Raw genomic sequence first — 25,809 nt, forward strand, 5'->3', positions numbered from 1 at the left:
CGATCCTCTACAACAGGTAGGCGCAGCGGGCAGGGCCGACGATGACCCCGCCCGCCGTGCTCATTCGAGCGTGATATTCAGGTCGCGGATCAGCTTGTGCCACAGCGCGGTCTCGCTGCGCAGCAACGCGGCGAATTGCTCCGGCGTGCTGCCGACCGGCGCGACGCCGAAGTCGACCAGCTTGCGGTTGACCTCGGGTTGCTTGATCGCCGCGGCGACGCTGGTCTGCAGCCTGGCGATCACGTCGGGCGGCGTGCCGGCCGGCGCCACCATGCCGACCAGCGCGGCGGCCTCGACGCCCTGCAGGCCGACCTCCGCAAAGGTCGGCACATTGGGCAGCTGCGGCAGCCGGGTGGCGTTGGCCACCGCCAGCGGACGCAGCTTGCCGGCCTTCAGGAAGGCGGCGCCCGCGGCCAGGTCGGTCATCATCGCCGGCACCTGGCCGCCGACCACGTCGAGCAGCGCGGGCGCGGCGCCGCGATAGCCGATATGCACCATGCGCAGGCCGGCCCGCTCCTTCAGCAGTTCCATCGCCAGATGGTGCGGGCTGCCGGCGCCGGCCGAGGCGTAGCTGACCTTGCCGGGGGCGGCCTTGACCTTGGTCAGGAAGTCGCGCGCGTCCTTGTATTCGGCATTGGCGCCGACCACCAGGATCATCGGAAACTTGCCCAGCAGCGAGACCGGCGCCAGGTCGCGCGTCGGGTTGTAGCTCAGCGTCTTGTACAGCGCCGGGTTGAAGACCAGCGTGCCGTTGTCGGCCGACATCACGGTATAGCCGTCGTGCGGCGAGCGCGCGGTCTCGGCCGCGGCGATCGCGGTGTTGGCGCCGGGTTTGTTCTCGACCACGATCGGCTGGCCGATATGGGTCGACAGCTGCTGGCCGATGGTGCGGGCCAGGAAGTCCGAGCCGCCGCCGGCGGCATAGGGCACGATCCAGCGAATCGGCTTGCTCGGGAAGCTCTGGGCGGCGGCCTGCGGCGCCAGCGCCAGCGCGGTCAGCATCGTGCCGGCGAGCGCCAGCATCGACGAGATCTTTCTCATTGTTTGTCTCCTCTCGGGTGGGTGAGCGGACGGTGGGCCGTCTTCTTGTTGCCGCGTTTGCCGACATGGATCGATGCAATTACGTCAGGCGTAATGCGGTTATGCCAAAAGTAATTGGCGGTCTGCGGGCTGTCAAGAGAAAATTACGTTGTGCGTGCTAGCATTACGCTATACGTAATCAAACAACCAAGCGCTCGAAAAAGGGAGCGACCGGAATGGCCAATCAGCGAAGCGAAGCGGAGACGGGGGAGGGCAGCGGCGAGCGCGGCGGCGCCGGCGTGCAGGCACTGGAGACCGGGCTGTCGGTGCTGGACGCGCTGTCCGGCGCCCTGCACCCGATGCCGCTGAAGGACGTGGCGCTCGCCGCCGGCATGCACCCCGCCAAGGCGCACCGCTACCTCGCCAGCTTCGTCAAGCGCGGCTATGTGGAGCAGGACGACACCGGTCGCTACAGCCTGGGGCGCAATGCGCTGCGGATGGGGCTGGCGTGCCTGGCCCAGCTCGATCCGCTGCGGCTGGTGACGCCGGTGCTCGACGACCTATGCGCGTCGACCGGCGAAACGGTGCTGGCTGCGGTATGGGGCAGCCACGGGCCGACCGTGGTGCAGTGGCGCGATTCGCTGCGGCCGGTCACGGTCAATGTGCGGCCGGGCTCCGTGATGCCGCTGCTGTCTTCGGCGACCGGCCGCGTCTTTACCGCGTTTCTCGATCCGGCCGTGACGGCGTCACGGATCGAGGCCGAACTGACGGCGCGCGCCGCGCTGCAGCCGCCGCGCTTTCCGCGCGATGCGGCCGAGGTCGCGCAGCTGCGTGAACAGGTGCGGGCCAGCGGGATCGGCAGCGTCCATGGCGATCTGCTGGCGGGCGTCGATTCGGTCAGCACACCGGTATTCGATCGGGACGGCCGCATCGTGCTGGCGATCACGGCGCTGGGCAACGCAGCCACCTTCGACGGACGGCTCGATGGTCCGGTCGCCGCGGCCATCCAGGCGGCGGCCGCCGATCTGTCGCAGCGGCTCGGCCACGGCTTGCTGGCCGAGCCTGCCTGACAGGGGGGCGCCGAAGGCGGGCGTGAACGCCGATCAGTGAACCGGCGCGGCGGCGGGCGAGTCCGCGGTCGCGCCATCGCGGCGCCGGACGGTCGTCGCCTCGGGCTGGCCCGCGGTTTCCTCGACCACGGCAACTTCCCGCACGTCGACGCCGTTTTCCAGGCGCTTGACCAGCAGAGAGAATAGCGCCGGCTCTTCAGCGGTCACCGTCAGCCGCAGCCATTGGCCGGCGCCAGGCAGTGCGCTATGCGAGAGCGTCATCGCGGCCAGTCCCAGTCCGGTACGGCGCGCCGTCGCCAGCGTCCACTCGATTGCGCCGATCAGATCGTGCTGGTCGAGCAGCAGCGCGAGTTGCAGGGCGGGCGTGGAGGCTTGGGCGGACATGACGGCAACCGGTGGTAGTGACGATGTAGTGAATCTACCAGCCGGTAGCCAGAATGTGCTTCTTAATATTCTGAATCTCAGGTCCGAAGCAGAATGAATCGGATAGTATGTGGCTCTCGTGGAGAGAAATCTTCTTTCTCGACCGAATTGACCGACTCCAACCGTTTCCCATGGCCGATCCGACCAGCACCGCCACGATGCCTCCCGCCGCGCGCCCGCCAGGCAAGCTCGCCCCCAAACTGGACGAAACCGACCGCCGCATCCTGCGCGCGCTGCGCCGGGACGGCCGTCTGTCCAATCTGAAGCTGGCCGAACAGGTCGGGCTGTCTCCCACGCCATGCTGGAACCGCGTCCGTGCGCTCGAGGAGGCCGGCGTGATTCAGGGCTATACCGCGTTGTTGAACCAGAAGGCGCTGGGCCTGCCCGACACCGTGCTGATCGAGGTCACGCTGGAGCGGCACGACGACGACATGCTCGACCGCTTCGGCCGCGCACTGGCGCAACTGCCCGAGGTCATGGAGGCGTACCTGCTGACCGGCGAGTATGACTATCTGATCAAGGTGGCGGTGGCGGGCACCGAAGGCTACGAGGAGTTCCTGCGCCACAAGCTGTACAAGCTGCCCGGGCTGCGGCACAGCCGCTCGACCTTCGTGCTGCGCTGCATGAAGCGCGAGCCGTCGGTCGAGCCCTGAGACATGCGGTGCGCCGCGGTGGCCTGTCGGCGTCGAGCCCGTTTTTATTCGACCACTTCCAGCTGGAATTCCCCGCTCGGGCCGTCGTAGCCGATCCGCAAGCGCGCGCCGTTATGGCGGCACGATTTCGCTACGCTGCGCAGTTCCGCCTGGCGTTCGCCGCGCCGCAGATGCGAGCGTGCCTTGGTGCTGATTTCGGTGGGACCGCAGTCGTCATTGCGGCATTGATAGCGCATCCATTGCCCATATGAGCGCGGGCGTGCCGATGCTTCCGTGATGGTTGTGCACAGCGGACAACGTTGCAAGGCTTCCTTCATTGCCATTCCCATTCGGTGTCATTTGCGCGGTCATCGTGCGAGCGTTCGGAAAAAGCGCTGCCAAGCTCACTCCAATGAGCGCAAGCGATTGACGCAAAGTGATTTAACGCAAGAAAGTGCTGCCGGAAGAAAGCAGATTATCGGCACAGAGGGATGGGCTTGGCTACCCCCAAATCGGTAGCCCCTCGGCGGGAGGGTCGGCACCGCGCGATCGGGCGATCGCCGCGGTGCCATGATGCCGCCCTCGACCGAGGGCATGGCAGCAGGATCGGCGGCGCTCAGGCTGCCTTGGCGACGACGGCGCCGGCGGCCGGCTTCGCCTTTGCGGCTGCCTTCGGTGCAGCCTTCTTCGGAGCCTTGACGACCTTGGCGGCCGGCTTCGCTGCCTTCGGTGCAGTGGCCTTCGGTGCAGCCGCCTTCGGTGCAGCCTTCCTCGGCGCGGCGGTCTTCGCACCGGCCGGCTTCTTTGCCGACTTCGCGGCCTTCGCGGCCTTGGCCTTTTCCTTCTGCGCGGCCAGCTTGTCCTTGGCAGCCTGCTTCTCGGCCTGCAGTGCCAGCTTGGCGGCGGCGACGGCCTCGGCCACTTCGCGCTTGGCGGCGTCGATCGCCTTCTTGGTGTCGGCGCGCAGCTTCAGCAGGCGCTTCTTCGCGGCTTGCGCTTCGCGTGCCAGCACGCTGGCCTTCTTGGTCGGCGCCGCCGGCTTGGCGGACTTCACTGCGCGCGGTGCGCTTTTCTTGTTGGCAACGGCCATTGTTCGATATACCCGAAATGTGGTTTATGGAGCGCGGAGTATAACCGGTCACCCGTGTCGGAAGAAACGTTCTCGTCGCATCGTGCGCGGCCATTGCACGAGAAAACGATCGTCTATGCTGCCTACTGGATTTGCCGCGCGAGAGCGGCAGTGTTGCGCGGCGAGTCCTTCAGTCGATTCATTCCCGGTGGCGAATCGAATTCCGATTCGATTCCAGACTGACAACGCGGCCACCACGCCGCGCAAGGAGCGACAGAAATGACCGATATGAATTCCGGCGCTTCCCCCAGCCAGGGCAGCACGGCGATCCCGTGCGTGCGCTATCGCGATGCGCCGTCGGCAATCGCCTGGTTATGCGATACCTTTGGTTTTACCCGGCACCTAGTCGTGGAAAACGATGACGGCACCATTGCCCACGCGCAATTGCGTTACGGCAAGGGCATGGTGATGCTGGGTTCGGTGCTCGATTCCCCGTATGGCAAGCTGATGCGCCAGCCAGACGAAGTCGGCGGCGGGCAGACCCAAAGCATTTATCTGGTCGTGCCGGATCCCGATGCGGTATTCGCGCGCGCCCAGGCTGCAGGCGCGCAGATCGTGCTCGATCTGAAGGATCAGGATTATGGCGGCCGCGATTTCAGCTGCTTCGATCTGGAAGGCCATCTGTGGACCATCGGCAGCTATGATCCGTGGGTCAGCACGTCGTAACGACAAATCGCATTCCGACCCATTCCATTTCAAAAACAGTTCCGAAAACAGGAGACGCCTCGATGGCAAGCCAGATCTTCGTCAACCTCCCCGTCAAGGACCTCGACCGCTCGGTCGATTTTTTTACGCGGCTCGGCTATCGCTTCGATCCGAAATTCACCGACCGCAATGCCACCTGCATGATCGTGTCGGACCAGATTTACGTGATGCTGCTGGTCGAGGAGTTCTTCAGGACGTTCACCGGCAAGGCCATCTGCGATACCGGCAGCAGCAACGAAGTGATACTCGCGCTGTCGATGGACAGCCGTGCCGCGGTCGACGACATGGTGTCGAAGGCGGTCGCAGCCGGCGCGCGCACGCCGAACGAGCCGAAGGACTACGGCTTCATGTATCAGCACGGCTACGAAGACCTGGACGGCCATCTGTGGGAGGTGTTCTACATGCAGCCGGAGGCCGCGCAGTAGTCGTAGACCCCATCACGGCGTGGGTGGCGGCGCGTTGCGCTCTCAGCTGCTCGCCGCCTGCAGCGCCGTCACCAGCGCCATCAGCGGCCCGCTGTGCTGGGCGCGGCGCAGCCACATCGCCTCCACCGGCGGCAGGTCCCAGCGCAACGCATGGGGCAGCAGCGCGGCGCCGCCGCCGTTGGCAAGCTCCGCCGCGACCGCGCGCGGCACGATCGTGATCGTGCGCGGCTGCGTCCGCAGCAGCGTGGCGATCGTCTTGATCGAATAGGTCTCGACCAGCGGCAGCGGCGGCGCCACGCCCGCGGTCGCAAACATCGTGTTGATCGTGCGGCGTGTCGGCGTCTGCGGCGGCGGCATGATCCAGTCGAGCGTGGCGAGCCGCGCCCAATCGAGCGGGCCGCGCGACAGCCGCGCCGCCGCGCGCGACGGCACCACCAGCGCCGGCTCCTCGCGGTACAGCGGCATCTGCACGATGTCTTCGCCGGCGGCATAGAAGGAGCGCGCGATCACGCAATCGACCTCGTGCGCGCGCAACGCGCCGACCAGTTCGTCGGTGGTGCCCTCGCGCACCAGCACCGCGATGCGCGGCTGCTGGCTCAGCGCATGCGAGCAGGCCGCGTCGAGTATCGCCGGCGCGATGAATGGAATCACGCCGATCCGGAGCCTGCCGCCGAGCCCCGCATCGAGGACCGCCAGCTCGTCGCCGAGCGCGCGTGCGTCGGCCAAGGCGAGCCGCGCATACGCCAGCACCGCGGCACCGGTCTCGGTGGCCTCCAGTCCCGCGCGCGATCGGTGAAACAGCGGCGTCAGGAAGATCTCCTCGATCTCGCGCAGCGCCTTGGTGACCGCCGGCTGGCTCAGGTTCAGCTCCGCCGCCGCGCGCGACAGCGAGCGATGCCGCTCCAATACGAGCAGCAGCGACAGCTGCTTCAGGCGCAGGCGGGAGATCAGGTTGTGCTGCAGGCGGTCGGCGAAGGCGGGCATGGCGAAGTAGGAAAAAGGCGAAGGGGTTGGATGCGGGAGTCGTATCCCGGTCGTATCCGCAGTCGTATCCCCAGACGTATAACCATTCGGGAATGGAAGAATAATGCAATCGTCCGTTCTGGTTATTCGATCTTTCTATACTTGCCCCATTCCTGCCAAGTCAGGCCGCACTCGGAAACCAGCATGTTCACCACCCGCCCCGAAATCGTCGGTACCTTCGGCGTCGTCTCGTCGACGCACTGGCTCGCCTCGCAGACCGCGATGGGCGTGCTCGAGCGCGGCGGCAATGCCTTCGATGCGGCGGTGGCCGGCGGTTTCGTGCTGCAGGTGGTCGAGCCGCATCTGAATGGCCCCGGCGGCGAGGTGCCGATCCTGCTGTGGAGCGAACGCGAACGCGCGGTGCGCTCGATCTGCGGCCAGGGTCCCGCACCGGCGCTGGCAGATCCGGCCGCGCTGCGCGCGATGGGGCTGGAGCTGATGCCCGGCATCGGCCTGATGCCAGCTACCGTGCCCGGTGCGTTTGGCGCCTGGTTGACGATGCTGCGCGACTACGGCACGTGGTCGCTGGCCGACGTACTGGCGCCGGCGATCGCCTACGCGCGCGACGGCTTTCCGCTGGTGCCGCGCATTTCGCAGGCGATCCTCGCGGTGCGCGAACTGTTCCAGCGCGAATGGCGCGATTCGGCCGACGTCTGGCTCCTCGACGGCCGCGTGCCGCCGCCCGGCAGCCTGCACGCGACGCCCGCGCTGGCGCGCACCTACCGGCGCATCGTCGAAGAATCGCAGGCGGCCGGCGGCACGCGCGAGAAGCAGATCGATGCCGCGCTCGATTGCTGGTATCGCGGCTTCGTCGCGCGCGAGATTGATACCTACTGCCGCACCCAGCAGGTTCGCGACACCACCGGCGAACGCCATCGCGGCCTGCTGCGCTACGAGGACATGGCGGGCTGGCAGCCCGAGGTCGAGGCGCCGCTGACGCTGGATTTCGGCCGCCATACGGTCGCAAAGTGCGGCGTCTGGAGCCAGGGCCCGGCCTTCCTGCAGCAGCTCGGCATGCTGCGGCACGCGGGGCTGGAGGCGCACGAACCGACGTCGCCGGGCTTCGTCCACCGGATCGCCGAGGCGGCCAAGCTGGCGATGGCAGACCGCCTGGCCTGGTATGGCGACCCGCGCTTTGCCGACGTGCCGGCGCAGGGTTTGCTCGACGCGGACTATCTGCGGGCGCGAGCACAACTGATCGGGGAGCAGGCATCGCGCGAGTTGCGTGCCGGCAGCGTCGACGGCCGCGCGCCGCGGCTGCCCGATCTCGACGCAGCCGAACGCACGCTGGCAAACGCCGATACGCGCTTCGGCGTCGGCGAGCCGACCTTTGCCGCGCTGCCGCCGGTGCAGCAGTGGGCCGAGAAAGAGATCTTCGTCGGCGACACCTGCCATCTCGACGTGATCGACCGCGACGGCAATATGGTCGCCGCCACGCCGTCCGGCGGCTGGCTGTCGTCGAGCCCGGCCATTCCGGCGCTGGGCTTCGCGCTCAATACGCGGCTGCAGATGACTTGGCTCGAGCCGGGCCTGCCCAATTCGCTGGCGCCGGGCAAGCGGCCTTGCACCACGCTGTCGCCGTCGCTGGCGTTGCGCGACGGCGAGCCTTACATGGTGTTCGGCACGCCCGGCGGCGACCAGCAGGACCAATGGTCGCTGGCCTTCTTCCTGCGCCACGCGGTGCACGGCATGAACCTGCAGGAAGCGATCGACGCGCCGGCCTGGCACATCGACCACTTCCCGGGCTCGTTCTGGCCGCGCCAGACCGTGCGGAACCGGCTCAGCATCGAATCGCGCTTTCCGCAGGCCACGCTGGACGCGCTGCGCGATGCCGGCCATGAATTGCGGGTCGGCGAGCCGTGGTCGGAAGGACGGATGTCGGCCTGTTCGCGCGAGCGCGACGGCAAGGGCAGGCTGGTGCTGCGTGCCGGCGCGAATCCGCGCGGCATGCAGGGCTATGCGGTGGGACGTTGACAGCGGGGATGCCTTGAGAACGGGGATGCCGCGGCACGGCCGGCACAGGCGTCGGCATGTCACGGCACGATCGAACGACAAAATGACAGAACGACAGAACGACAGAACGACAGACCGGACGCGCGGTGCGCCCGGCATGACATACGGGGAGAAGCGAGGATGAACGCGAGGAGGAAAGCGACCATGAAGACGACGATTCGAAGCTGGCTGCGCGGCGTGGCCGCGCTGGCGCTGTGCTGCGCCGCGGGCACTGCGGCGGCGCAGGACTATCCGACCAAGCCGGTCACACTGGTGGTGCCGTGGGCGCCGGGCGGTTCGACCGATATCCTGGCGCGCGTGCTGTCCGAACGGCTGACGCGCTCGCTGGGCCAGCCGGTGATCGTCGACAACAAGCCGGGCGCGTCGGGCAATATCGGCTCGGCGATGGTCGCGCGCGCCAAGCCGGACGGCTATACGCTGCTGATCGGCTCGATGAGCACGCATGCGATGAATCCGGCGATGATGCCCAACATGCCGTTCCGCGGCGTCGAGGATTTCACGCCGCTGGGCCTGCTGGCCTATGTCACCAACACGATGGTGGTTCACCCATCGGTGCCGGCCAACAACGTCAAGGAACTGATCGCCTATGCACGCGCCAATCCCGGCAAGCTGGCCTACGCCAGCGCGGGCCCGGGTTCCACCAACCATCTAAGCGCGGTGCTGTTCGAGAAGATGGCCGGCGTCGAGATGCTGCACGTGCCGTACAAGGGCGGCGCGCCGGCCGTGGTCGACACGGTGGCGGGCCAGACCCAGCTGCTGTTCTCGGCCGGCACGCAGACGCTGCCGCACGTCAAGGCCAACAAGCTGAAGCTGCTGGCGGTGACCGAGGCGAAGCGCTCGCCGTTGCTGCCCAATGTGCCGACGGTCGCCGAGACCGTGCCGGGCTACGAACTGGCGGTCTGGTATGGCGCCTTCGGTCCCGCCGGCATGCCGCCGGCACTGGTGACGCGCCTGAATGCCGAGATCAACAAGGTGATGCAGCTGCCCGAGGTCAAGGCAAAGATGGACGCGATCGGCGTGGAGACGACCACGTCGACGCCGCAGCAGTTCGGCCAGGTGCTGCGCCGCGATGCCGAGCGCTACGGCAAGCTGATCCGCGACCTGAAGATCAGCGCGGAGTAAGCGTGAGCGAAGCATCGAATCTGCGGGTGGATTCTGCGATGGCAGCGTTGGCCGCGCTGCGGCCGCGATTGTCCGCGCAGCAGGCGTCCGCGCTGGAGGTTGCGGTTGCCCAGTCCGAACGGACCGCCGCGCTGTTCGACGCGGTCGGCGCCGCCACGCTCGCGCTGCTCGGTCCCGGGCTGCTGACAGTCAATCTGTGGCGCCCGGACAGCCGCGAGGTGGTGCGCCAATGGTCCAGCGATCCCGCCGCCTATCCGGTCGGCGGCAGCAAGCGCAAGGGCGATACGCCGTGGGCGCGCCAGCTGCTGGAGCGCTGCGAGGTCTTCGTCGGCGAGGGCGACGCGGCGCTGGCCGAAGTATTCGACGATGTCGTAACGATCCGCGCGCTCGGGCTGAGGGCAGTGGTCAATGTACCGATCGGCGAGCGGGGTCGCTGCATCGGCACGTTCAACTACCTCAGCCCGAGGTCGGCGTGGCAGGCCGACGAGGTCGAGACGCTGCGCCAGTTGGCCGGCCTGGCCGCGCCGGCCGTGGCGCATTGCCGTGCCGGTCACGCCGACCACGCCGGTCACGCCGAGCCGGTGCGCGACGCGCGCTAGCTGCCGATCGGCTCCGGCGCCGGCTGCACGAAGCGCCGCGACAGCAGCGCCTCGCGCGGATGGTAGTAGCGCAGCGTCAGCGAGAACCGTCCGGCCGGCGCGGGCAGCCAGTTCGCCTCGCGCGCCGGCTCGGGCCGCGCATGCTGCAGCCACAGGTCGATGCTGCCGTCGGCGTTGACCTGTAGCCCAGGCGTGCGGTCGCCGATCGTATAGCGGCCGATCGGGTTCTCCGTGAAGAAGCGCCGCCCATCGGGCGCGAACTCGTACATCGACAGCGACCAGAACGCGTCGACCGGCATCGCCGGCGGGATATGCAGCCGGTAGGCACGGGCCCCGTCCAGCCGTTCGCCGGCGGCATCGTTGACGCAGGTCGCGTAGATCGCCTCGGCGCGTTCCAGCGCGCCCAGTCCGATCAGCGACACATGGGCGCGGTAGGTGTAGTCCTTGCCGAAGTTGCCCAGATGGTCCGGGCCCGACTGCCACGGCCCCGATTCGGAGCCGTTGCCGAAGCCCGGCGTGCGCGCCAGCTCCTTGCGCAGCGCCGGCAGCATCGTGCGCCACGCTTGCTGGACCGGCGCCGGCAACTGCGCGAAGACGTCGCGATGGCCCGGGCGGACGCCGGCTTCGGCAAAGCCCGCCACCAGGTCTCGCTCGTCGGCAGGGACCGGATTGCGGCCCAGCACCTCATTGACCAGATCGAGATAGCGCGCCGGATCGGCCTCGTCGGGCACGGTCTTCAGCAGGCCGCCATCGCCATCGGCGCCATTTCCGCCATCCCGCCGCGCCACCGGCTCGAGGCCGATCGCGTCCTGCAGCGCATGCACCGCCGGCAGGTCGTGCTCGCCATCGACCAGCAACCGGCCCAGCAGCCAGACGTCGTTGCTGGGGCAGCGTACCAGCCGCGCACCGGCCGGCGCGTCGCCGGCCCAGTCCGGCCCCGCCAGCAGAAATTCGGCCGCCCGTGTGCCCGTGGTGCGGTTGCCGATGCAGGCGAAGTTGTTGGTGAAGATGTCCAGCAGCGCGATGCTGTAGTAGCGCTCGCCCATGTCGGGCAGCCGCAGCAGCATCGGTCCGTCGTGCAGCGCCAGGTACGACAGCGTATAGAGCGTGTCGTTGTTGGGCTGCGTCACGGTGCGGGCGCGATGGTCGAGCAACCGGCGGTAATGCAGCAGTCCATTGACGGGCACGCGGTTGCGATTCTGCGGGTTCTGCGTGATCTGCCAGCGGACCTGAGCGAGGTCGTGCACCGGGAAGGTATAGATGAAGGCCTCGCGCAGGCGCGCGGCGAGGGCGGGATCGGTCGTGGTGTTTTCCATGGCTTGCGTCGTGGCGTCTAGAAGATGGTGCGGATGCCCAGCGAGATGCCGAGCTGCCCCTTCGCGTCGGGGCGCTTGTAGTAGACCTGCGAGGTCGCCGGCGCGTAGCCGACCGATTGCCCGTTGGGCAGGTAGGCGATGTTGTCCCAGTTCAGCGAGGCATTGCGCGCGTACATCACGCCGGCGAACACATCGGTGCGCTTGGTCAGGCGGTAGTCCGCCAGCGCCAGGTACTGCTGCGGATTGGCCGGGTTGACGCTGGCGCCGCCGATATCGGCGCGCTTGATGTCGTCGTAGTACCAGGCCAGGCTCAGCCGCAGCGCGGGCGTGGTCTGCCAGTGCACGCCGGCCCAATACATGTCGTCGCGGTGGGGCAGCAGCGTCGGGGTGCCCTCGCCGGGCGCGACCGAGTTGCCCCAGCGGTAGCCGGCGACGAACTTGAACGCGCCGATCTCGTAGCTGCCGGCCAGGAAGGCCCGCATGTCGCGGCCGTAGTCGCCCGAGGACGAGGCGCCGGCAGCCTGCGCCGCGTTCAGCGTCTTGACCTCGTCGTAGGCGGCCGCCACGCCGAAGCCGTTGGTGTAGTACGACACGCCGATGCCATAGGCCGAGCCCGCCGCCAGGCTGCCGGTGCGCTCTCCGAACGACCAGTGCGTGTGCAGCGACAACGGCCCGAACTTGCCCTGGTACTGCACCATGTTGTTCTCGCGGAAGTTCGGGCCGGCCATGCCGACCACCGGCTCGAACTCGGGCGCGTAGGCGACCGGCGTGAAGCTGCCCAGCGCAAGGAACGACGAGGTGTACTGGCGGCCGAAGGTGATGCGGCCGAGCTTGTCGTTCTTCAGGCCGACGAAGGCCTGGCGGCCGAACATCGCGTTCTGCCCCATCCGTCCGTCGTCAGTGTTGAACTGGTTCTCCAGCACGAACAGCGCCTGCGTGCCGCCGCCGAGCTCCTCGGTGCCGCGCAGGCCGAAGCGCGACTGCGCGATGCCCGACGAATTGAGCATCGTGCGCGAGCCGCTGCCAGGCGCCAGCACGCCGCCGCTGACGTTCTGCGAGTTGTTGACGTACTGCAGGCTGGCGGTGACCACGCCATACAAGGTCACCGACGATTGCGCATGCGCGCCCTGCGCCATCAGGCCGGCGGCCGCCGCCGTGATCCACCATCGCTTCATGCCGTGTCTCCTCCGCGTCTTGCGGTGTTTTCGTTGCCCGCTCGCGTTTAATACGTCGTATTACGCGGGTCCGGAACACCATAGCGCCGCATCGCGATTCGAAAATCTGGGGATTACCCCGATGCGCCCGGCACGCCGTTGGCGGCGCCGGAGTTCTCGGGTTAATCCCTAGTATTAGAACGGCGCGACGCGACTATGCTGACAGCGAACCTCGCGATGGTCGCGGGGAAAACGCGGATTGCACGCATGAAGCTGAAACAGATTCGCTCGGTGATCGGCGAGGACGCCGAGACGGCGGGGCGGCGCAAGACAGCTGCGCCGGCCGCCGAGGACGACGCCCAGGTGCCCGGCACCGCGGCCAGGATGCTCGAGATCGCCGAGCGGCTCTTTGCCGAGCATGGCGTCGAGCAGGTGCCGCTGCGGCAGATCGTGATCGAGAGCGGGCAGCGCAACCGCTCCGCGCTGCACTACCACTTCGGCTCGCGCGAGGCGCTGGTCAGCCATCTGCTGAACCGGCGGCTGCACCAGATCAACGTGATTCGCCATCGCTATCTGGACCGGCTTGTCGCCGAGGGCCGCGACACCGATCTGCATGCGGTGGTCGAGTCCACCATCCTGCCGCTGGCCGATGCGGTGCGCGATACCGACTGGGGCCGGCACTATCTTCAGGTGCTGGCGCAGACCACGTTCAGTCCGAACCTGCTGAAGAAGGGACTGGTCGAACGCGACGCGGTGTCGGCGCTGATCCGCGTGCGCAAGCTGGTATTCGCGCTGTGTCCGCAGGTGCCGCGCGAGGTCATGAATCTGCGGCTGACCTGGTTCAACGACACCGTGGTCTATTCGCTGGCGCACTGGTATCGCGATCAGGGCCGCCGCGGCGGCGAGCCGCCGCTGTCCGAGCTGATCGACTTCTGCGCCGCGAGCCTGAGCGCGCCGGTCGGTTCCCGCGTCGGCCGGCGCTAGCGCAGCCCACCTTTCCCTGGCGTTGCCCACGATGACGCTCCCCAACGGAGCGGGGCGGCGCTCGTCCTTCGTTCTGTCACAGGAGTCGTTCGCATGCAGGATTTCGAAGCGCGCCCCGCCGCGCTGGCCACCGGCGATGGGGTCGAGGCCGTCGCCCCGGGCGTCTGGAAGCTGCACGGCCAGGGCCAGTCCTTCGTCGCGCGGATCGCCACGCAGACCACCACGCAGGCCGGTGCCGCCGATGGCGATGCGCTGCTGCTGGTCGATGCCGGTCCCGGCGGCGCCATCACGCGGAGCATGATCGACGCGCTGCGCAGCGTGACCTCGCTGCCGCTGGCGGCCATCGTCTTCAGCCACGGCCATCTCGGCTACAACAGCGGCTTGCCGCTGTGGCTCGCGCATTGCGCGGAACGCGGCGACCCCGCGCCGCGCGTGATCGCCCACGCCAACGTGCTGCCGCGCCAGGCCCGCTACCGCGCCACCATGCCGCTGCAGGAGGCGCTGGCCGAGGTCCAGTTCCGCCAGCCGCGCGGACGCCTGGGCGGCAAGCTGAGCCAGCACGCACCGACCGAGACCTTTGCGCAGGGGCTGACCGTCGGCACCGGTCCGCGCCGCGCCGAGCTGCTGTGGGCGCCGTCGGAGACCGACGATGCGGTCGCGGTCTGGCTCCCCGAAGCGCGGATCCTGTACGGCGGTCCTGCCGTCATCGATTCGATCCCGAACATCGGCACACCGCTGCGCACGCTGCGCGACGCACCGCGCTGGGCGCGCACGCTGGAAAACCTCGCCGCACTCGAGCCGCAGCGCGTGGTGCGGGAATTCGGCGCGGACCTGTGCGGCGCGCAGGCGGTCGAGGTACTGCGCCATACCGCCGGCGCGCTGCACTGGCTGCACGACGAGGTGATCCGGCTGATCAACCAGGGCATGGACGAGCGCGAGATGCTGGCGGCGCTGCGCTATCCGGAGGCACTGTTCGGCAAGCCATGGATGCGGCCGAGCTACGGCGATCCCAGCTATATCGCGCGCGACATCTACCGCGCCGAAAACGGCTGGTGGGACCGCAACGCGACCTCGCTGCATCCGGCGCCGCCGGAGCAGGCGGCCGCGCAGATCGCCGAGGCGGTCAGCGATCACGACGCGCTGATCCGCCATGCCCAGGCGCTCGCCGACAAGGGCGAGATTCAGCTCGCGCTCCATGTGATCGACGTGCTCGCCGGCGCGCCCGGCAATGCGCCGACGCTGCGGCGCGCGCGCGAACTGAAAGCCGGCTGGCTGCGCCAGCGCTCGCGCCAGGTCGCCAGCTATGTTTCGCGCAGCCTCTACCTGGCCTGCGCCGACAGCATCGAACGCGGCGAGCGCCACCCGTTCAGCCGACCGCTCAGCCAACCGTTCAGCCGATGACAGGGAGGAACCGAATGATGTCGTTCGACAGCAAGGAAGAAGCGCGCATCAAGGACATGGACAGCGGCGCGCCGCAAGGTAGTCGGCGGCGAACGCTGCTGGCGCTGATGGCCATGATCGCCGCGCCGCTCGCGGCGGGGCCGGCATGGGCGGCCGATGCCTGGCCGTCGCGGCCGATCCGGCTCGTGGTGGCGTCCTCGGCGGGCAGCGGCACCGACCTGTTCGCCCGCGTCATCGCCGAACGGCTGGGCAAGCGGCTGGGACAGACCGTGGTGGTGGACAACAAGCCCGGCGCGACCGGCATCATCGGCGTCGATGCCGTCGCCAAGGCCGCGCCCGATGGCTATACGCTGCTGTTCACCTATGCGGCGTCGGTCGTCATCAACCATACGCTGCAGCCCAAGCTCCCCTACGACGCGCTGCGCGACCTGGCGCCGGTCGCGCAGGTCGGCGAGGGCGGAAACTTCCTGGTGGTCACGCCGGATTTCCCCGCGCGGAACCTGCGCGAGTTCGTCGCCGCGGTCAAGGCCAGACCCGATGCCTACGACTACGGCTCGTGGGGCATCGGCTCCGGCGGGCACCTGACGATGGAGGCGCTGAAGATGCAGGCCGGACTGCGCATGCGCCACGTCCCGTACAAGGCCGTGGGGCAGGTACTGAACGATCTGCAGGGCGGCATGATCAAGGTGGCCTTCGTCGATACCTCGTCGTCGCTGCCGCTGATCCGCTCCGGCAAGATCCGCGCGCTGGCGATCAGCGGCAGCCGCCGCGGCTCGGTTTCGCCCGAGGTGCCGACCATGCGCGAACAGGGCTATCCGTTCGATACCAACAGCTGGTATGGCCTGTTCGCGCCCGCCGGCACGCCGGCGCCGATCGTCAAGCGGCTCAACGCGGAGATCAACGGCATGCTGGGCGACCCGCAGATCCGCGAGCGCTTCGCGCTGATGAACATGGCCAATCCGCCCGCGAAGACCAGCGAGGCCTTCGCGGCGACGATCCGCGACGACATCAAGGTATGGGGCGAGATCATCCGGGCCAACGGGGTGACGGTCGACTGAAGGCGGCGCGGCGCCCGCGGGTATGTGTCTTGCGTCGGCAATGGGAAGGGCTGCGGCGCCGCGCTGTCGCGGCAAGCCGCAGGCTGCACCGTCCACCCATTGCAAACGGAGATGCGCATGAAGGACAAATCTTCAGGGATCCCGAATCCCGTGGCCCCGCAGTCCGTCGAGTCGCTGAAGCCGGAAAAGGGCTCGCTGTCGCAGGAACGCGGGCAGAATCCGGCCGCCGAAGCCGACACGCTGCCGTCGGAAAGCAACCCGGCGGGCAGCGGCGCGCAGGGGCAGCACGGCCAGGGCCAGGGCCAGGGGCAGCAGCAGGGCGGGAAGCCAGGCGAAAAGGCCGGAGAAAAGTCGGGCAAAAAACCGGGTCCCACGGCAAACGAGGTGATGAACGAGCAGGTATCGCCACCGGACGAGCAGGGCGACCGGATGCAGTCGGACCGGCCGCATATCGGCGGTTGACGTAGCCCTGCGTGCACGAAGCCGCGCCCGCCGTTCAGCCTGGTGCCACAGTGGCCGAGATGAGTAGCGAAGTAGTCCAAATACAGCGTTGACTACTTTGCTACTCACACGCCTCCGCCGTGGAACCAACGCCGCAGCGATAGCGGACGGATCTAGGATTCGATGGATGCCGCGCGGCTCCGACCGGCGGCCCGTTTGCGCACCGACATGACCATGGGGTGCTGCTCGAAGTGGGCAAGCAGATTGCTCTTCTGCATGTCGGTGAGCTGCGACGCGACGATCATCTGCGGCCAGTTCTTCACGGCCGCCAGGACGGTACGCTGGATCGCCGCGGCGGCCGGTTTCTCGAGCAGCCGCAGATGTCCGCAAAACTGGCGCAGCATGGCTGGCGACAAGTGCTGATGGCGCCCGCGTGTGCCGTCCGCGGATGGCGGCAACAGCTCCGGTGGCACGATGAAGATGGCATGGCCGGTACGGCGCTGATAGGCGCTGTAGCCGACGATGTCGTAGGCGGGAGACAAGGTCGGTGTGATGCCGTCCCGGTAGATGACGCCCACGTTCTTCAGATGCATGTCCGGGTTGCCAAGCAGCTCGTTGACCGTCATCCGCCGCAGCAACTCGTGCACTGCCGCCTCGCCCAGAGAGGGTTGCGCCAGCATGATCGCGGCCATCGCGAGATAGCTGTGGCGGTACTTGTCTTCGGGCTCGACAGCCATGATCTGGCCGAAATCCTCCACATGGAAACGTGAGCCGGGCGCCCGGTCGAAACGCGTGACCGCCAGAAAGTTCGTGGCGCCGGTGACGTCGTTGCCGAGGTCGTAGCCATGCTCGACGGCGAGCTTCTCCAGCGGTTCCAGCTTTGCCTCGCAGACATCCACGCCCGCCGCCCGGGCCAGCCGCAACGATAGTTCTTCCAGTTCGGGCAACAGCGGATGACCGACGACGGGCAGCTTGGCGATGATGTGGGTGTCCTGCATCTTTGTGCGGCCCACATAGCGGTCGCCATCCCGGATGACGCCGACCTTCGGCTGCACGCCGGAAACGGAGACGCCATCCTCCATCGGCTCCTCGACGACGCTCATTTCCAGCGAGTCGGCATCCTGCGTCACCAGATGCGCGGCTTCCTGCCGCGTCAGTGTGACGGGCCGCGCGTGGACATTGCCCGGCAAGTCTCTGCCGGTCGCCGCCAGCATCTCGAAATGGTCGTCCGGTTCGCAGCCACGGACCGCGGCAACATGATCCCGAAACACGCCTTCGGGCAGCAGCCCCTGGAAGAACGGGGGCAGCAGCCAGCCCTTGCGTCTGGATTGCCGGCCGTTGAACACCGGCGCCGAGACATTGGCCCACAAGGCGCGCTGCGTTTCCGGGTCGTCGGCGCGCATCGACAGCGACAGGGTAGGGGCCTTGTCTCCCAGCGCAACGAAGGCGTCGTCCGCGACGAAGCGCAGAATCGGGTTGTCGGTGCCGTACTGAAACAGCAGGCCAGCGCGCTGTTCGCCGAGATAGATGGCCAGGGTCTTGAGGTTCATTGCGGGCGGTTGGACTTCAGGCGTTGGAGAGCGGCATCGACCACCGATGGAATGGCAGGCTGCGCGGGACCCGCCGCCCCGAACAGCGGTCGGGCTTCCCGCGGAACCAACATCAGCTCGAGGCCAAGCCGATCGGCGACGGCCAACAGCGTGGAAACCTTGAAGTCCTGATTCCCTTGCAGAACATGGCTAAGGGTCCGAAAAGTGATTCCGGCGTCATGGGCAAGTCGGGTCTTGCCGTAGCCGACACGTTCGGTCTGGGCGGAGAGGACTTGGGACACCTCTTCAATGGTTTTCATTGTACTAAAGTATCATTTTTCGCCATAAAGATACTTTAGTATCGGTGCTGCGGGCAGTCAATGACGATAGCAAAGTATCATATTCATCGGAAACGATACTTTAGTATCACTGCGCGCTGTTTAGAAATCCACGATGGAGCTGCTGGCGAGTGGCGGTGGACTGTTCGCGGACGGGGCTGCGTCTCCATGACTGCCGACCGCGGCACGTGACCACCGCCGGCATGCCTTGGACTCAAACCGCGGTATGCCCCCCATCGGCCATCACCAGCGCGCCGGTCACGAAGCTCGCCTTGTCCGACGCCAGGAAGGCGATCACCTCGGCGATCTCCTCCGCTTGCGCGGCGCGGCCCAGCAGGTTGTTCTTGCCGTGTTCGGCGAGGAACTCGCGGCCGTTCGGCATCTGGTCGTCGAGAATGCCGGTCACGATATCGCCCGGCCCCACCGCGTTGACGCGGATGCCGTGCTGGCCGTTTTCGGCCGCCAGCACGCGAGTCAGCTGCGCGACCGCGCCCTTGGAGGCGGCATAGGCGCCGATGGTCGGTAGCGCGACCACGCAGGCGTAGGAGCCGACGTTGACGATGGCGCCGCGCCTGGCGGGCACCATGGCCCGCAGCGCTTCGCGGGCGTGCACGAACATGCCGCGCGCGTTGATCGCAAGAATCTGGTCCCATTCGTCGACAGTCATGTCGGCGACCGTGCGGTTGATGATCCGGGCCGCATTGTTGACCAGGATGTCGAGCCGGCCGAAGCGAGCGATCGCCGTATCGACGGCGGCGCGGGCGGTGGCTTCCTGCGACACGTCGCCGGTGATGGCGACGATCTCGCCGTCGATCTCGAGTTCGGCAACGGTGTCCTTGATGTCCTCGGCCACCACGCGCGCGCCGCGGCGGTAGAGCAGTTCCACGGTCGCGCGTCCGACTCCGCCGGCCGCGCCGGTCACGATGGCGACCCGGCCTTCGAGGTCGCGCTGGCCTTGCTGTGCATTCATGATCTGAACTCCGTACAGTAAAAGAGGAAGGGCCGCGATGGCGACGTTCGACCGTCGATGCCATCGCTTGCCGTCACTGTACGAAGTGCGAGCGCGCAAGCCCATGCCGAATCCTATGGGGGGCTTGCCCAATTCTCTGCAGGACTTCCTTGGCCGATTTCTCCGGCGCAGGACCCGCGCAGGACCCCCGCAGGACCCGCGCCGCGCTCAAGCGGCGCGTGCCCAATCCACCCGTGTGCGCAGCGCCATCGCTTCCTTCATCATGCGTGCCTCGTCGATCGGGCTGCGGCCGAAAAACCGCTTGAATTCCCGGCTGAACTGCGACGGACTTTCATAGCCGACCTGGCTGGCCGCGACCGATGCGTTGATGCCCTGCTGGATCATCAGCATGCGCGCCTTGTGCAGCCGCGTGGCCTTGATGTACTGCAGCGGCGAGGTGCCGGTGACCGCCTTGAACGCCGCGTGGAAGGCCGCCACGCTCATCGCCGACGCGCTGGCCAGCGCGTCGACCGACAGCGGCTGGTCGTAGCCCGCATGGATCATGCGCAGCGCCTTGCCGATGCGGCCGAAGTTGCTCTGGTAGGCGAGCGATGCGCGCAGGGCCTCGCCCTGCGGGCCGCACAGCACGCGGAAATAGATCTCGCGCAGGATGGCCGGGCCCAGCACCGCGGCCTCCATGTCGGAGGTCAGCGCTTCAAGCAGGCGTACCACGGCGTCGCCGAGCCTGTCGTCGAGCGGGGTCGAGTGGATGCCGGATACCTCGGCGGACCTCGCGCTCTCCGCCGCGGATGCCGCTGCCGGTGCCGATGCCGGCGGCACCGACAGCGCCAGCTCGGCCAGCACGCCGAGGTCCACGCGGATCGAGATCGCCAGCATCGGCTCGTCGGGCGAGGCCTCGGTCTGCGACTCGAATGGGATCGGCAGCGACAGCACGAGGAAATGCTGGGCGTCGTAGACGAACTCGCGTCCCGCGAAGAAACCGCGCTTGCGCCCGCTGCACAGCACGATGATGCAGGGGTCGTAGAGCACCGGCGTACGCGGCAGCGGGCCGTTGGCGCGCAGGAACTTGACCGCGTCGAGCGCGGACATCGTGTATCCCTCGGCCGGCGCCAGGCGGCCGATCAGTGCCGCCATGCGTTCTTCACGCTGGCGGCGGGACTGCTCGGACCCGAATGGTTGTGGCGGCGTTGGCGTCGGAGCGGCGGTGACGGACATGGTCGGCATGGACGATGGCGTGGCGGCGAACGTGGGACGCCGGGATGGGCGCCAGTGTAGCGCGCGCTGGCCGGGCCGCGGCCGTGCAGGGCCGCACCGCCGGCACGGTCTGGAGGATCAGGCAAGCGCCCCCGAGTTTTGAACTAACGGGCGCCGGGGCCCGCTGCCTACCATGGCAGCCATCCATCCACACCTGAAGGAGTTCGGCATGAGCAAGACCTGGTTGATCACCGGCGCGGCGCGTGGCATCGGCGCGTGCATCGCCAAGGCGGCGTTGGACGCCGGCGACAACGTCGTCGCGACGGGACGCGATCCACAGCGCATCGAGCAGACCCTGCCGGGGTACGGCGAGCGCTTGCTGGCATTGCGGCTCGATGTCACCGAACCGGCGCAGGCGCGCGACGCGGTCGACCGCGCCGTGGCGACCTTCGGACGCATCGACGTGCTGGTCAACAACGCCGGTTACGGCCAGCTTGGCATGTTCGAGGAGAACAGTGCCGACGCGGTCGTGCGGCAGTTCGACACCAACGTCCATGGCACGCTGCACGTGACCCGCGCGGTGCTGCCGGTAATGCGGCGCCAGCGGGCGGGGCGCATCTTCAATCTGTCGTCGATCGGCGGCATGGTCGGTTTCGAGGGCGCGTCGATCTACTGCGCGGCCAAGTTCGCGGTGGAGGGCTTTTCCGAGTCGCTGGCGCTGGAGGTGGCGCGTTTCGGCATCCAGGTCACCATCGTGCAGCCGGGCTTCTTTCGCACCGATTTTCTCGATGGATCGTCGGTGCGCTACGGGGCCGAGTCGATCCCCGACTATGCGCCGGCATCGGCGGCGCTGCGCGGCGGCTACGACGACTATAGCCACCGGCAGCCGGGCGACCCCGACAAGCTGGCGCGGGCCATCGTTGAACTGGCCGGCGTGCCGCGGGCCCCGTTGCGTTTCGCGGCCGGCACCGATGCGCTGGGCTACATCGGCGGCAAGCTCGACACTGCGCGCGCCGAACTCGAGCAGTGGAAGGCGTTGTCGGCCTCGACCGATCATGCGGCGCCGGGGGCGTAGCCCTGCCGTATAGCGCGCGGATGCCGGGACGCCCGGACGAACGAACGCCCCTCTCCCGCGAACGGGAGAGGGGCCGAGGAGAGGGGGGAAGGGTTGCCGGCGGGACCGCCAGCGTTCGAGGCTTGCTGCGGTACTTACTGCGGTGCGCTCGCGCCGGTGCGCGTATCGGTGCTGCCGCCCGAGCCCGCGGCTGCGCCCGTGCCCGTCCCCGTGCCGGTGCCGGTCGAGCCGGCAGTGCCGGTGCCGGTGGTGCCGGTCGCGCCGGTGGTGCCCGATCCGGTGGTGCCGGTCGTGGTGTCGGCCGAGCCCGTGGTGCCCGTGGTGCCGCTCGTACCGGTGCCGGTGGAACCGGTGGTGCCGGTAGTGCCGGTAGTGCCCGTGCCGGTGCCAGCGCTGCCGGTGGTGTCGCTCGGGACCGGGCCCATCGGCGCGCTGGCCGCGGTGCTGTCGGTGGTGGCGGCATCGTCGCCGCCGCGGTTACAGCCGGCCACCAGGCCGCCCAGCATGGCGACGCTCAAGGTTGCAACGGAAATCCAGTTTCGCTTCGTCATGGTATGGCTCCTATAGTCGTCCCCCATCGGACGAAGGCAACGGCCGTACCAGGGGCGCGAAAGCGCCATCTCGCGTGATCCCGGCGTGGCCTTGCCACGCTTCTTGCATCGGCTGCGGTTTTTCGAGGAGCGCAGCGATGACGAAACCCTTCACGCCCATGCGGCGCACGCTTCTGAAAGCCCTCGGGGCCGGATTGCCGGCCGGAGCCGCGGCAACCGGGCTGGCCGCCGATAGTGCGCTGGCGGCCCAGCCGGGCCCGGCCAGCGCGGCGGCGGCCAATCCCGGCGGTGTGTCCCATTTTTTCAATGCGCGCGAAAGAATTACCGTGGATGCGATCGTCGCCAGGCTGATTCCGAACGACGAACTGGGACCGGGCGCGCGCGAGGCGGGCGTGACCGATTTCCTGGACCGTCAACTGGCCGGCGCGTGGGGCAGCGGGGACCATTTCTATCGGCATGGGCCGTTCCAGGCAGGCACCCCCGAGCAGGGCTACCAGCTCGCGCTGACGCCCGCGCAGGCATTTCGCGCGGGTTTGGCGGCGATCGATCAGGTCAGCGCGAAGCGGCATGGCGGCAAATCGTTTGCGCAATTGCAGCCGCGCGAACAGGACGCGTTGCTGACGGCGCTGGAAAAGGGCGAGGTCGAACTGGGCGCGCTGCCCGGCAAGGTCTTCTTCCAGATGCTGCTCGACGGCACCATGGAGGGCTTCTTCGGCGATCCGATCCACGGCGGCAATCGCAATATGGCGGGGTGGAAGCTGGTCGGTTTTCCCGGCGTCTACGCCAGCTATTCGAACGATATCGAGCGCCATGGCGTGGCCTATATCCGGCCGCCGATGTCGATCGCGATGGCGCGCGCCTCGGGGCATGGCGCCATGCACGGGGGCGGCCACGGAGCCGGTCATGGTGCCTCGCCCGCCAGGGCTGCATCGGTGCCCAAGGGAGGGCGGCCATGAGCAAGACCCTCGATCGTGTCGACGCGGTGATCGTCGGCGGCGGCTGGACCGGCTCGATCATCGGCAAGGAACTGGCCGCGGCGGGGCAGCGCGTGGTGATGCTCGAACGCGGCGAGCCGCGCTGGCCCTCGCCCGATTTCCAGGCGCCGACGGTCCACGACGAGCTGCGCTATACGCGGCGGCACGCGCTGCATCAGAACACCGCCACCGAGACCTTCACCTTCCGCAACAACACCAGCCAGACCGCCTTGCCGATGCGGCGCTGGCAGTTCGCCTATCCGGGCACGCATCTGGGCGGCTCCGGCAATCACTGGTCCGGCGCCTACTATCGCTTCGACCCGACCGACTTCAAGCTGCGCAGCCATTACGAGCGCCGTTACGGCAAGGGCATCTTCGCGGCGGACCTGACCGCGCAGGACTGGCCGCTGAACTACGACGAGCTCGAGCCGTACTACGACCGCTTCGACTATCTGATCGGCGCCTCGGGCTTTGCCGGCAATCTGAAGGGCAAGATCCAGCCCGGCGGCAATCCGTTCGAGCCGTGGCGCTCGCGGCCGTATCCGAATCCGCCGATGAAGGTTGCGCACGCCTCGGCGCTGTTCGGCGAGGCCGCCGCCAAGCTGGGCTATCACCCCTACATCCAGCCGTCGGCGCTGTCGACGCGGCCCTATACCAATACCGAAGGGCTGCCGATGAGCGCCTGCGTCTACTGCGGGTTCTGCTCGAACTTCGGCTGCGAGCATTTCGCCAAGGCCTCGCCGCAGGTCTGCATCCTGCCTGCGGCGATGAAGCTCGATACCTTCGCGCTGCGCACCGGCGCGCAGGTGCTGCGCGTCGAGCTCGACAAGGACCGCAAGCTCGCGCGCGGCGTCACCTATGTCGATGCGGGCGGGCAAGAGTTCTTCCAGCCGGCCGACATGGTGTTCCTGTGCGCGTTCAGCGTGCACAACGTGCGGCTGCTGTTGCTGTCGGGCATCGGCAAGCCGTACGACCCGGCCACCGGCCAGGGCGTGGTCGGGCGCAACTACACGCACCAGACCACCTCCGGCGTCAACCTGTTCTTCGACGAGAAAACCCACATCAACCCGTTCATGGGCGCGGGCGCGGCGGCGGTGACCATCGACGATTTCAGCGCCGACAACTTCGATCACGGACCGCTGGGCTTCGTCGGCGGCGGCTATATCCAGATCCAGGTGGTCAGCGGCGCGCCGATCGGCTACCACCCGACACCCAGGGGCACGCCGGCCTGGGGCAGCGAGTGGAAGAAGGCGGTGCGCCGCTACTACAACCATTCGGCGTCGATCACGATCACCGGCTCGGCGATGCCGACGCGCGGCGGCTACCTGTCGCTCGATCCGACCTATCGCGATGCCTGGGGCCAGCCGCTGCTGCGCATCACCTACGATCTGCCGGACAACGACATCAAGCTGTCGGCCTTCCTGACCGAGAAGGGCGACCGGATCGGCAAGGCGATGCGCGGGGTGGTCGCCACCGAGCCCGGCCCGCGCAAGCGGCCGTTTACCGCGACCAGCTATCAGTCGACGCACCTGAACGGCGGCGCGGCGATGGGCAGCGATCCCTCCAACAGCGTGGTCAACCGCTTCGGCCAATGCTGGGACGTGCCCAATGTGTTCGTCACCGGGGCCTGCCTGTTTCCGCAGAACTCGAACTTCAATCCGACCGGCACGGTCGGCGCCACCGCGTACTGGATCGTCGACGCGGTCAAGCGCGACTATGTCAAGGCGCCAGGGAAGCTGATCGCATGAACACGCCGAACGAAGTGGAAGCCGGGCGCAATCGCGCGACCTGGTGGGTCGGTGCCCTGGTGCTCGGCATCGGCGCCTTTCCGCTGTATGCGCTGCTGTTCCAGGTCTGGCCCGACCTGTTCGCGCCGGAGCCTGGGCCGCGCCAGGCCGCCTCGGCCGGTGGAGCGGGCCAGGCCCCGGCACCCGCCGCGGCGTCGGCACCCGTGGCCGCGGCCAGCGAGGCGGTGGTGCGGCGCGCGACGGATTTCCTGCCGAAGGAACCGGCGTGGTCGCAGGCATTGCGGGCGTCCGGACAGGAAGCCGACAAGCGCGGCGCGACGATCGCCGCCAGCGGCAATGGCGCGGGAGCGGTGGCCTGCGTGTCGTGCCACGCGGCCGGCGGATCGCCCGGCGCGGCGGGCGCCGCGGTGCCCGCCGGCGCCTTTCCGTCGCTGGTCGGCATGCCCGGCGAGTATCTGGCCAAGCAGCTGTTCGATTATCGCGATGGCCGTCGCGTCGATCCGGTGATGGCGCCGATCGCCAAGGCGCTCAAGGACGACGAGGTCGCCGCGGTGGCCCGCTACTACGCGAGCCAGCCGGCGCCGTCGTCGACGCTGGCCGGCGATGGCCAATCCGGCCAGTCGGCCGCGCTGACGCTGCACGCGGCCGGCGACAACGGCCGGGCATTGCCGGCCTGCGCCAATTGCCATGGCGTCGAGGGCGAGGGGCAGGGATTCCTGTTGCCGCGGCTGACCGGGCAGCCGGCCGACTATCTGGCCAGGCAACTCGATGCGTTCCGCACCGGCAGCCGCCACAACGACGACGATGGCGCGATGCGCGGCATCGCGCAGCGGCTGGGCGAGGCGGATGCCCGCGCGCTGGCGAGCTTCTACGCGCAGGGTGGGGCGCGCTAACGATGCGGCGGCGATGCGCTGG

Annotated in this window: 27 protein-coding genes; 15 read left to right on the forward strand and 12 right to left on the reverse strand. The window is 68.1% G+C overall.

Going from position 1 to position 25,809, the window contains the following annotated elements:
• Positions 1 to 60: 60 nt before the first annotated feature.
• On the reverse strand, positions 61 to 1,041 hold the full coding sequence (locus tag LRR16_RS02375; protein ID WP_232204682.1) for a tripartite tricarboxylate transporter substrate binding protein: 981 nt from the start codon (positions 1,039 to 1,041) through the stop codon (positions 61 to 63).
• 215 nt (positions 1,042 to 1,256) lie between these two features.
• Between LRR16_RS02375 and LRR16_RS02380 the strand changes: the two genes are divergently transcribed.
• A complete protein-coding gene (locus LRR16_RS02380) occupies positions 1,257 to 2,090 on the forward strand; it encodes an IclR family transcriptional regulator (protein WP_232204683.1) in 834 nt (277 codons plus the stop codon).
• Positions 2,091 to 2,123: 33 nt separating this feature from the next.
• Here the strand turns inward: LRR16_RS02380 and LRR16_RS02385 are convergent, their stop codons facing one another.
• On the reverse strand, positions 2,124 to 2,474 hold the full coding sequence (locus LRR16_RS02385) for a hypothetical protein (RefSeq protein ID WP_232204684.1): 351 nt from the start codon (positions 2,472 to 2,474) through the stop codon (positions 2,124 to 2,126).
• Between the two features lie 197 nt (positions 2,475 to 2,671).
• On the opposite strand from LRR16_RS02385, the gene LRR16_RS02390 reads away from it, so the two are divergent.
• A complete protein-coding gene (locus LRR16_RS02390; RefSeq protein ID WP_064576955.1) occupies positions 2,672 to 3,166 on the forward strand; it encodes an Lrp/AsnC family transcriptional regulator in 495 nt (164 codons plus the stop codon).
• A gap of 44 nt (positions 3,167 to 3,210) precedes the next feature.
• Here LRR16_RS02390 and LRR16_RS02395 read toward each other — a convergent pair whose 3' ends face one another.
• Together LRR16_RS02395 and LRR16_RS02400 are read right to left on the reverse strand one after the other, a co-directional pair.
• Entirely contained in the window at positions 3,211 to 3,402 is a 192-nt protein-coding gene (locus LRR16_RS02395) for a hypothetical protein (protein ID WP_023263347.1), read from the reverse strand.
• 359 nt (positions 3,403 to 3,761) lie between these two features.
• Positions 3,762 to 4,235: a fumarate hydratase gene (locus tag LRR16_RS02400; RefSeq protein WP_232204685.1), complete on the reverse strand. Its 474-nt coding sequence runs from the start codon at positions 4,233 to 4,235 to the stop codon at positions 3,762 to 3,764.
• Positions 4,236 to 4,493: 258 nt separating this feature from the next.
• Between LRR16_RS02400 and LRR16_RS02405 the strand changes: the two genes are divergently transcribed.
• Together LRR16_RS02405 and LRR16_RS02410 are read left to right on the forward strand one after the other, a co-directional pair.
• Positions 4,494 to 4,940, forward strand: a complete 447-nt coding sequence (locus tag LRR16_RS02405; RefSeq protein WP_082928648.1) for a VOC family protein — start codon at positions 4,494 to 4,496, stop codon at positions 4,938 to 4,940.
• 62 nt (positions 4,941 to 5,002) lie between these two features.
• Positions 5,003 to 5,404 (forward strand): VOC family protein, encoded by a 402-nt coding sequence (locus LRR16_RS02410; RefSeq protein ID WP_006576867.1) that lies wholly within the window; start codon positions 5,003 to 5,005, stop codon positions 5,402 to 5,404.
• A 42-nt stretch (positions 5,405 to 5,446) separates the two neighbouring features.
• Here LRR16_RS02410 and LRR16_RS02415 read toward each other — a convergent pair whose 3' ends face one another.
• The gene (locus LRR16_RS02415) at positions 5,447 to 6,388 is read right to left on the reverse strand and encodes a LysR family transcriptional regulator (protein WP_006576866.1); all 942 of its coding nucleotides are present in this window, start codon (positions 6,386 to 6,388) and stop codon (positions 5,447 to 5,449) included.
• A 183-nt stretch (positions 6,389 to 6,571) separates the two neighbouring features.
• Between LRR16_RS02415 and LRR16_RS02420 the strand changes: the two genes are divergently transcribed.
• The 3 genes from LRR16_RS02420 (at position 6,572) to LRR16_RS02430 (ending at position 10,161) form a co-directional block, all read left to right on the forward strand.
• Complete coding sequence (locus LRR16_RS02420) at positions 6,572 to 8,401, forward strand: gamma-glutamyltransferase family protein (RefSeq protein ID WP_232204686.1); 1,830 nt, start codon at positions 6,572 to 6,574, stop codon at positions 8,399 to 8,401.
• A gap of 183 nt (positions 8,402 to 8,584) precedes the next feature.
• Positions 8,585 to 9,562: a tripartite tricarboxylate transporter substrate binding protein gene (locus LRR16_RS02425; RefSeq protein WP_232204687.1), complete on the forward strand. Its 978-nt coding sequence runs from the start codon at positions 8,585 to 8,587 to the stop codon at positions 9,560 to 9,562.
• A 38-nt stretch (positions 9,563 to 9,600) separates the two neighbouring features.
• The gene (locus tag LRR16_RS02430) at positions 9,601 to 10,161 is read left to right on the forward strand and encodes a GAF domain-containing protein (protein WP_232204688.1); all 561 of its coding nucleotides are present in this window, start codon (positions 9,601 to 9,603) and stop codon (positions 10,159 to 10,161) included.
• Here the strand turns inward: LRR16_RS02430 and LRR16_RS02435 are convergent.
• Positions 10,158 to 11,477: a DUF1254 domain-containing protein gene (locus LRR16_RS02435; RefSeq protein WP_232204689.1), complete on the reverse strand. Its 1,320-nt coding sequence runs from the start codon at positions 11,475 to 11,477 to the stop codon at positions 10,158 to 10,160. The genes LRR16_RS02430 and LRR16_RS02435 overlap by 4 nt on opposite strands.
• 17 nt (positions 11,478 to 11,494) lie before the next feature.
• Positions 11,495 to 12,652, reverse strand: a complete 1,158-nt coding sequence (locus LRR16_RS02440) for a porin (RefSeq protein ID WP_064576866.1) — start codon at positions 12,650 to 12,652, stop codon at positions 11,495 to 11,497.
• A 246-nt stretch (positions 12,653 to 12,898) separates the two neighbouring features.
• On the opposite strand from LRR16_RS02440, the gene LRR16_RS02445 reads away from it, so the two are divergent.
• The 4 genes from LRR16_RS02445 to LRR16_RS02460 all read left to right on the forward strand — a co-directional run bounded on the left by LRR16_RS02445 (position 12,899) and on the right by LRR16_RS02460 (position 16,536).
• Positions 12,899 to 13,615, forward strand: coding sequence for a TetR family transcriptional regulator (locus tag LRR16_RS02445; RefSeq protein WP_232204690.1), 717 nt, complete (start codon positions 12,899 to 12,901; stop codon positions 13,613 to 13,615).
• Between the two features lie 93 nt (positions 13,616 to 13,708).
• Positions 13,709 to 15,016: an alkyl sulfatase dimerization domain-containing protein gene (locus tag LRR16_RS02450; RefSeq protein ID WP_232204691.1), complete on the forward strand. Its 1,308-nt coding sequence runs from the start codon at positions 13,709 to 13,711 to the stop codon at positions 15,014 to 15,016.
• 56 nt (positions 15,017 to 15,072) lie between these two features.
• Complete coding sequence (locus LRR16_RS02455; RefSeq protein ID WP_064576953.1) at positions 15,073 to 16,074, forward strand: tripartite tricarboxylate transporter substrate binding protein; 1,002 nt, start codon at positions 15,073 to 15,075, stop codon at positions 16,072 to 16,074.
• A gap of 111 nt (positions 16,075 to 16,185) precedes the next feature.
• Positions 16,186 to 16,536 carry a hypothetical protein gene (locus LRR16_RS02460; RefSeq protein ID WP_023263333.1) on the forward strand — a complete coding sequence of 117 codons (351 nt, stop codon included), beginning with the start codon at positions 16,186 to 16,188 and terminating at the stop codon, positions 16,534 to 16,536.
• A 152-nt stretch (positions 16,537 to 16,688) separates the two neighbouring features.
• Here the strand turns inward: LRR16_RS02460 and LRR16_RS02465 are convergent, their stop codons facing one another.
• From LRR16_RS02465 to LRR16_RS02480, 4 genes are all read right to left on the reverse strand, one after another.
• Positions 16,689 to 18,065, reverse strand: coding sequence for a type II toxin-antitoxin system HipA family toxin (locus LRR16_RS02465; RefSeq protein WP_006576258.1), 1,377 nt, complete (start codon positions 18,063 to 18,065; stop codon positions 16,689 to 16,691).
• Complete coding sequence (locus LRR16_RS02470) at positions 18,062 to 18,364, reverse strand: helix-turn-helix transcriptional regulator (protein ID WP_006576257.1); 303 nt, start codon at positions 18,362 to 18,364, stop codon at positions 18,062 to 18,064. The genes LRR16_RS02465 and LRR16_RS02470 overlap by 4 nt, the downstream gene beginning before the upstream one ends.
• Positions 18,365 to 18,596: 232 nt before the next feature.
• Complete coding sequence (locus LRR16_RS02475) at positions 18,597 to 19,352, reverse strand: SDR family NAD(P)-dependent oxidoreductase (protein ID WP_232204692.1); 756 nt, start codon at positions 19,350 to 19,352, stop codon at positions 18,597 to 18,599.
• 207 nt (positions 19,353 to 19,559) lie between these two features.
• Positions 19,560 to 20,486, reverse strand: a complete 927-nt coding sequence (locus LRR16_RS02480) for an AraC family transcriptional regulator (protein ID WP_082928647.1) — start codon at positions 20,484 to 20,486, stop codon at positions 19,560 to 19,562.
• 289 nt (positions 20,487 to 20,775) lie between these two features.
• Between LRR16_RS02480 and LRR16_RS02485 the strand changes: the two genes are divergently transcribed.
• Entirely contained in the window at positions 20,776 to 21,621 is an 846-nt protein-coding gene (locus LRR16_RS02485) for an oxidoreductase (RefSeq protein WP_232204693.1), read from the forward strand.
• A gap of 134 nt (positions 21,622 to 21,755) precedes the next feature.
• Here LRR16_RS02485 and LRR16_RS02490 read toward each other — a convergent pair whose 3' ends face one another.
• The gene (locus LRR16_RS02490; protein ID WP_064576859.1) at positions 21,756 to 22,172 is read right to left on the reverse strand and encodes a hypothetical protein; all 417 of its coding nucleotides are present in this window, start codon (positions 22,170 to 22,172) and stop codon (positions 21,756 to 21,758) included.
• Positions 22,173 to 22,309: 137 nt separating this feature from the next.
• On the opposite strand from LRR16_RS02490, the gene LRR16_RS02495 reads away from it, so the two are divergent.
• From LRR16_RS02495 to LRR16_RS02505, 3 genes are read left to right on the forward strand one after another with little or no spacing between them, the layout of a single operon-like run.
• Positions 22,310 to 23,128, forward strand: a complete 819-nt coding sequence (locus LRR16_RS02495; RefSeq protein ID WP_023263330.1) for a gluconate 2-dehydrogenase subunit 3 family protein — start codon at positions 22,310 to 22,312, stop codon at positions 23,126 to 23,128.
• Positions 23,125 to 24,894, forward strand: coding sequence for a GMC family oxidoreductase (locus LRR16_RS02500; RefSeq protein ID WP_006579035.1), 1,770 nt, complete (start codon positions 23,125 to 23,127; stop codon positions 24,892 to 24,894). Before LRR16_RS02495 ends, LRR16_RS02500 begins: the two co-directional genes overlap by 4 nt.
• Positions 24,891 to 25,787: a c-type cytochrome gene (locus tag LRR16_RS02505; protein ID WP_232204694.1), complete on the forward strand. Its 897-nt coding sequence runs from the start codon at positions 24,891 to 24,893 to the stop codon at positions 25,785 to 25,787. The genes LRR16_RS02500 and LRR16_RS02505 overlap by 4 nt, the downstream gene beginning before the upstream one ends.
• The last annotated feature ends 22 nt before the right edge of the window (positions 25,788 to 25,809 follow it).

The organism is Cupriavidus sp. UGS-1, from assembly GCF_021213615.1.
Classification (GTDB): domain Bacteria; phylum Pseudomonadota; class Gammaproteobacteria; order Burkholderiales; family Burkholderiaceae; genus Cupriavidus.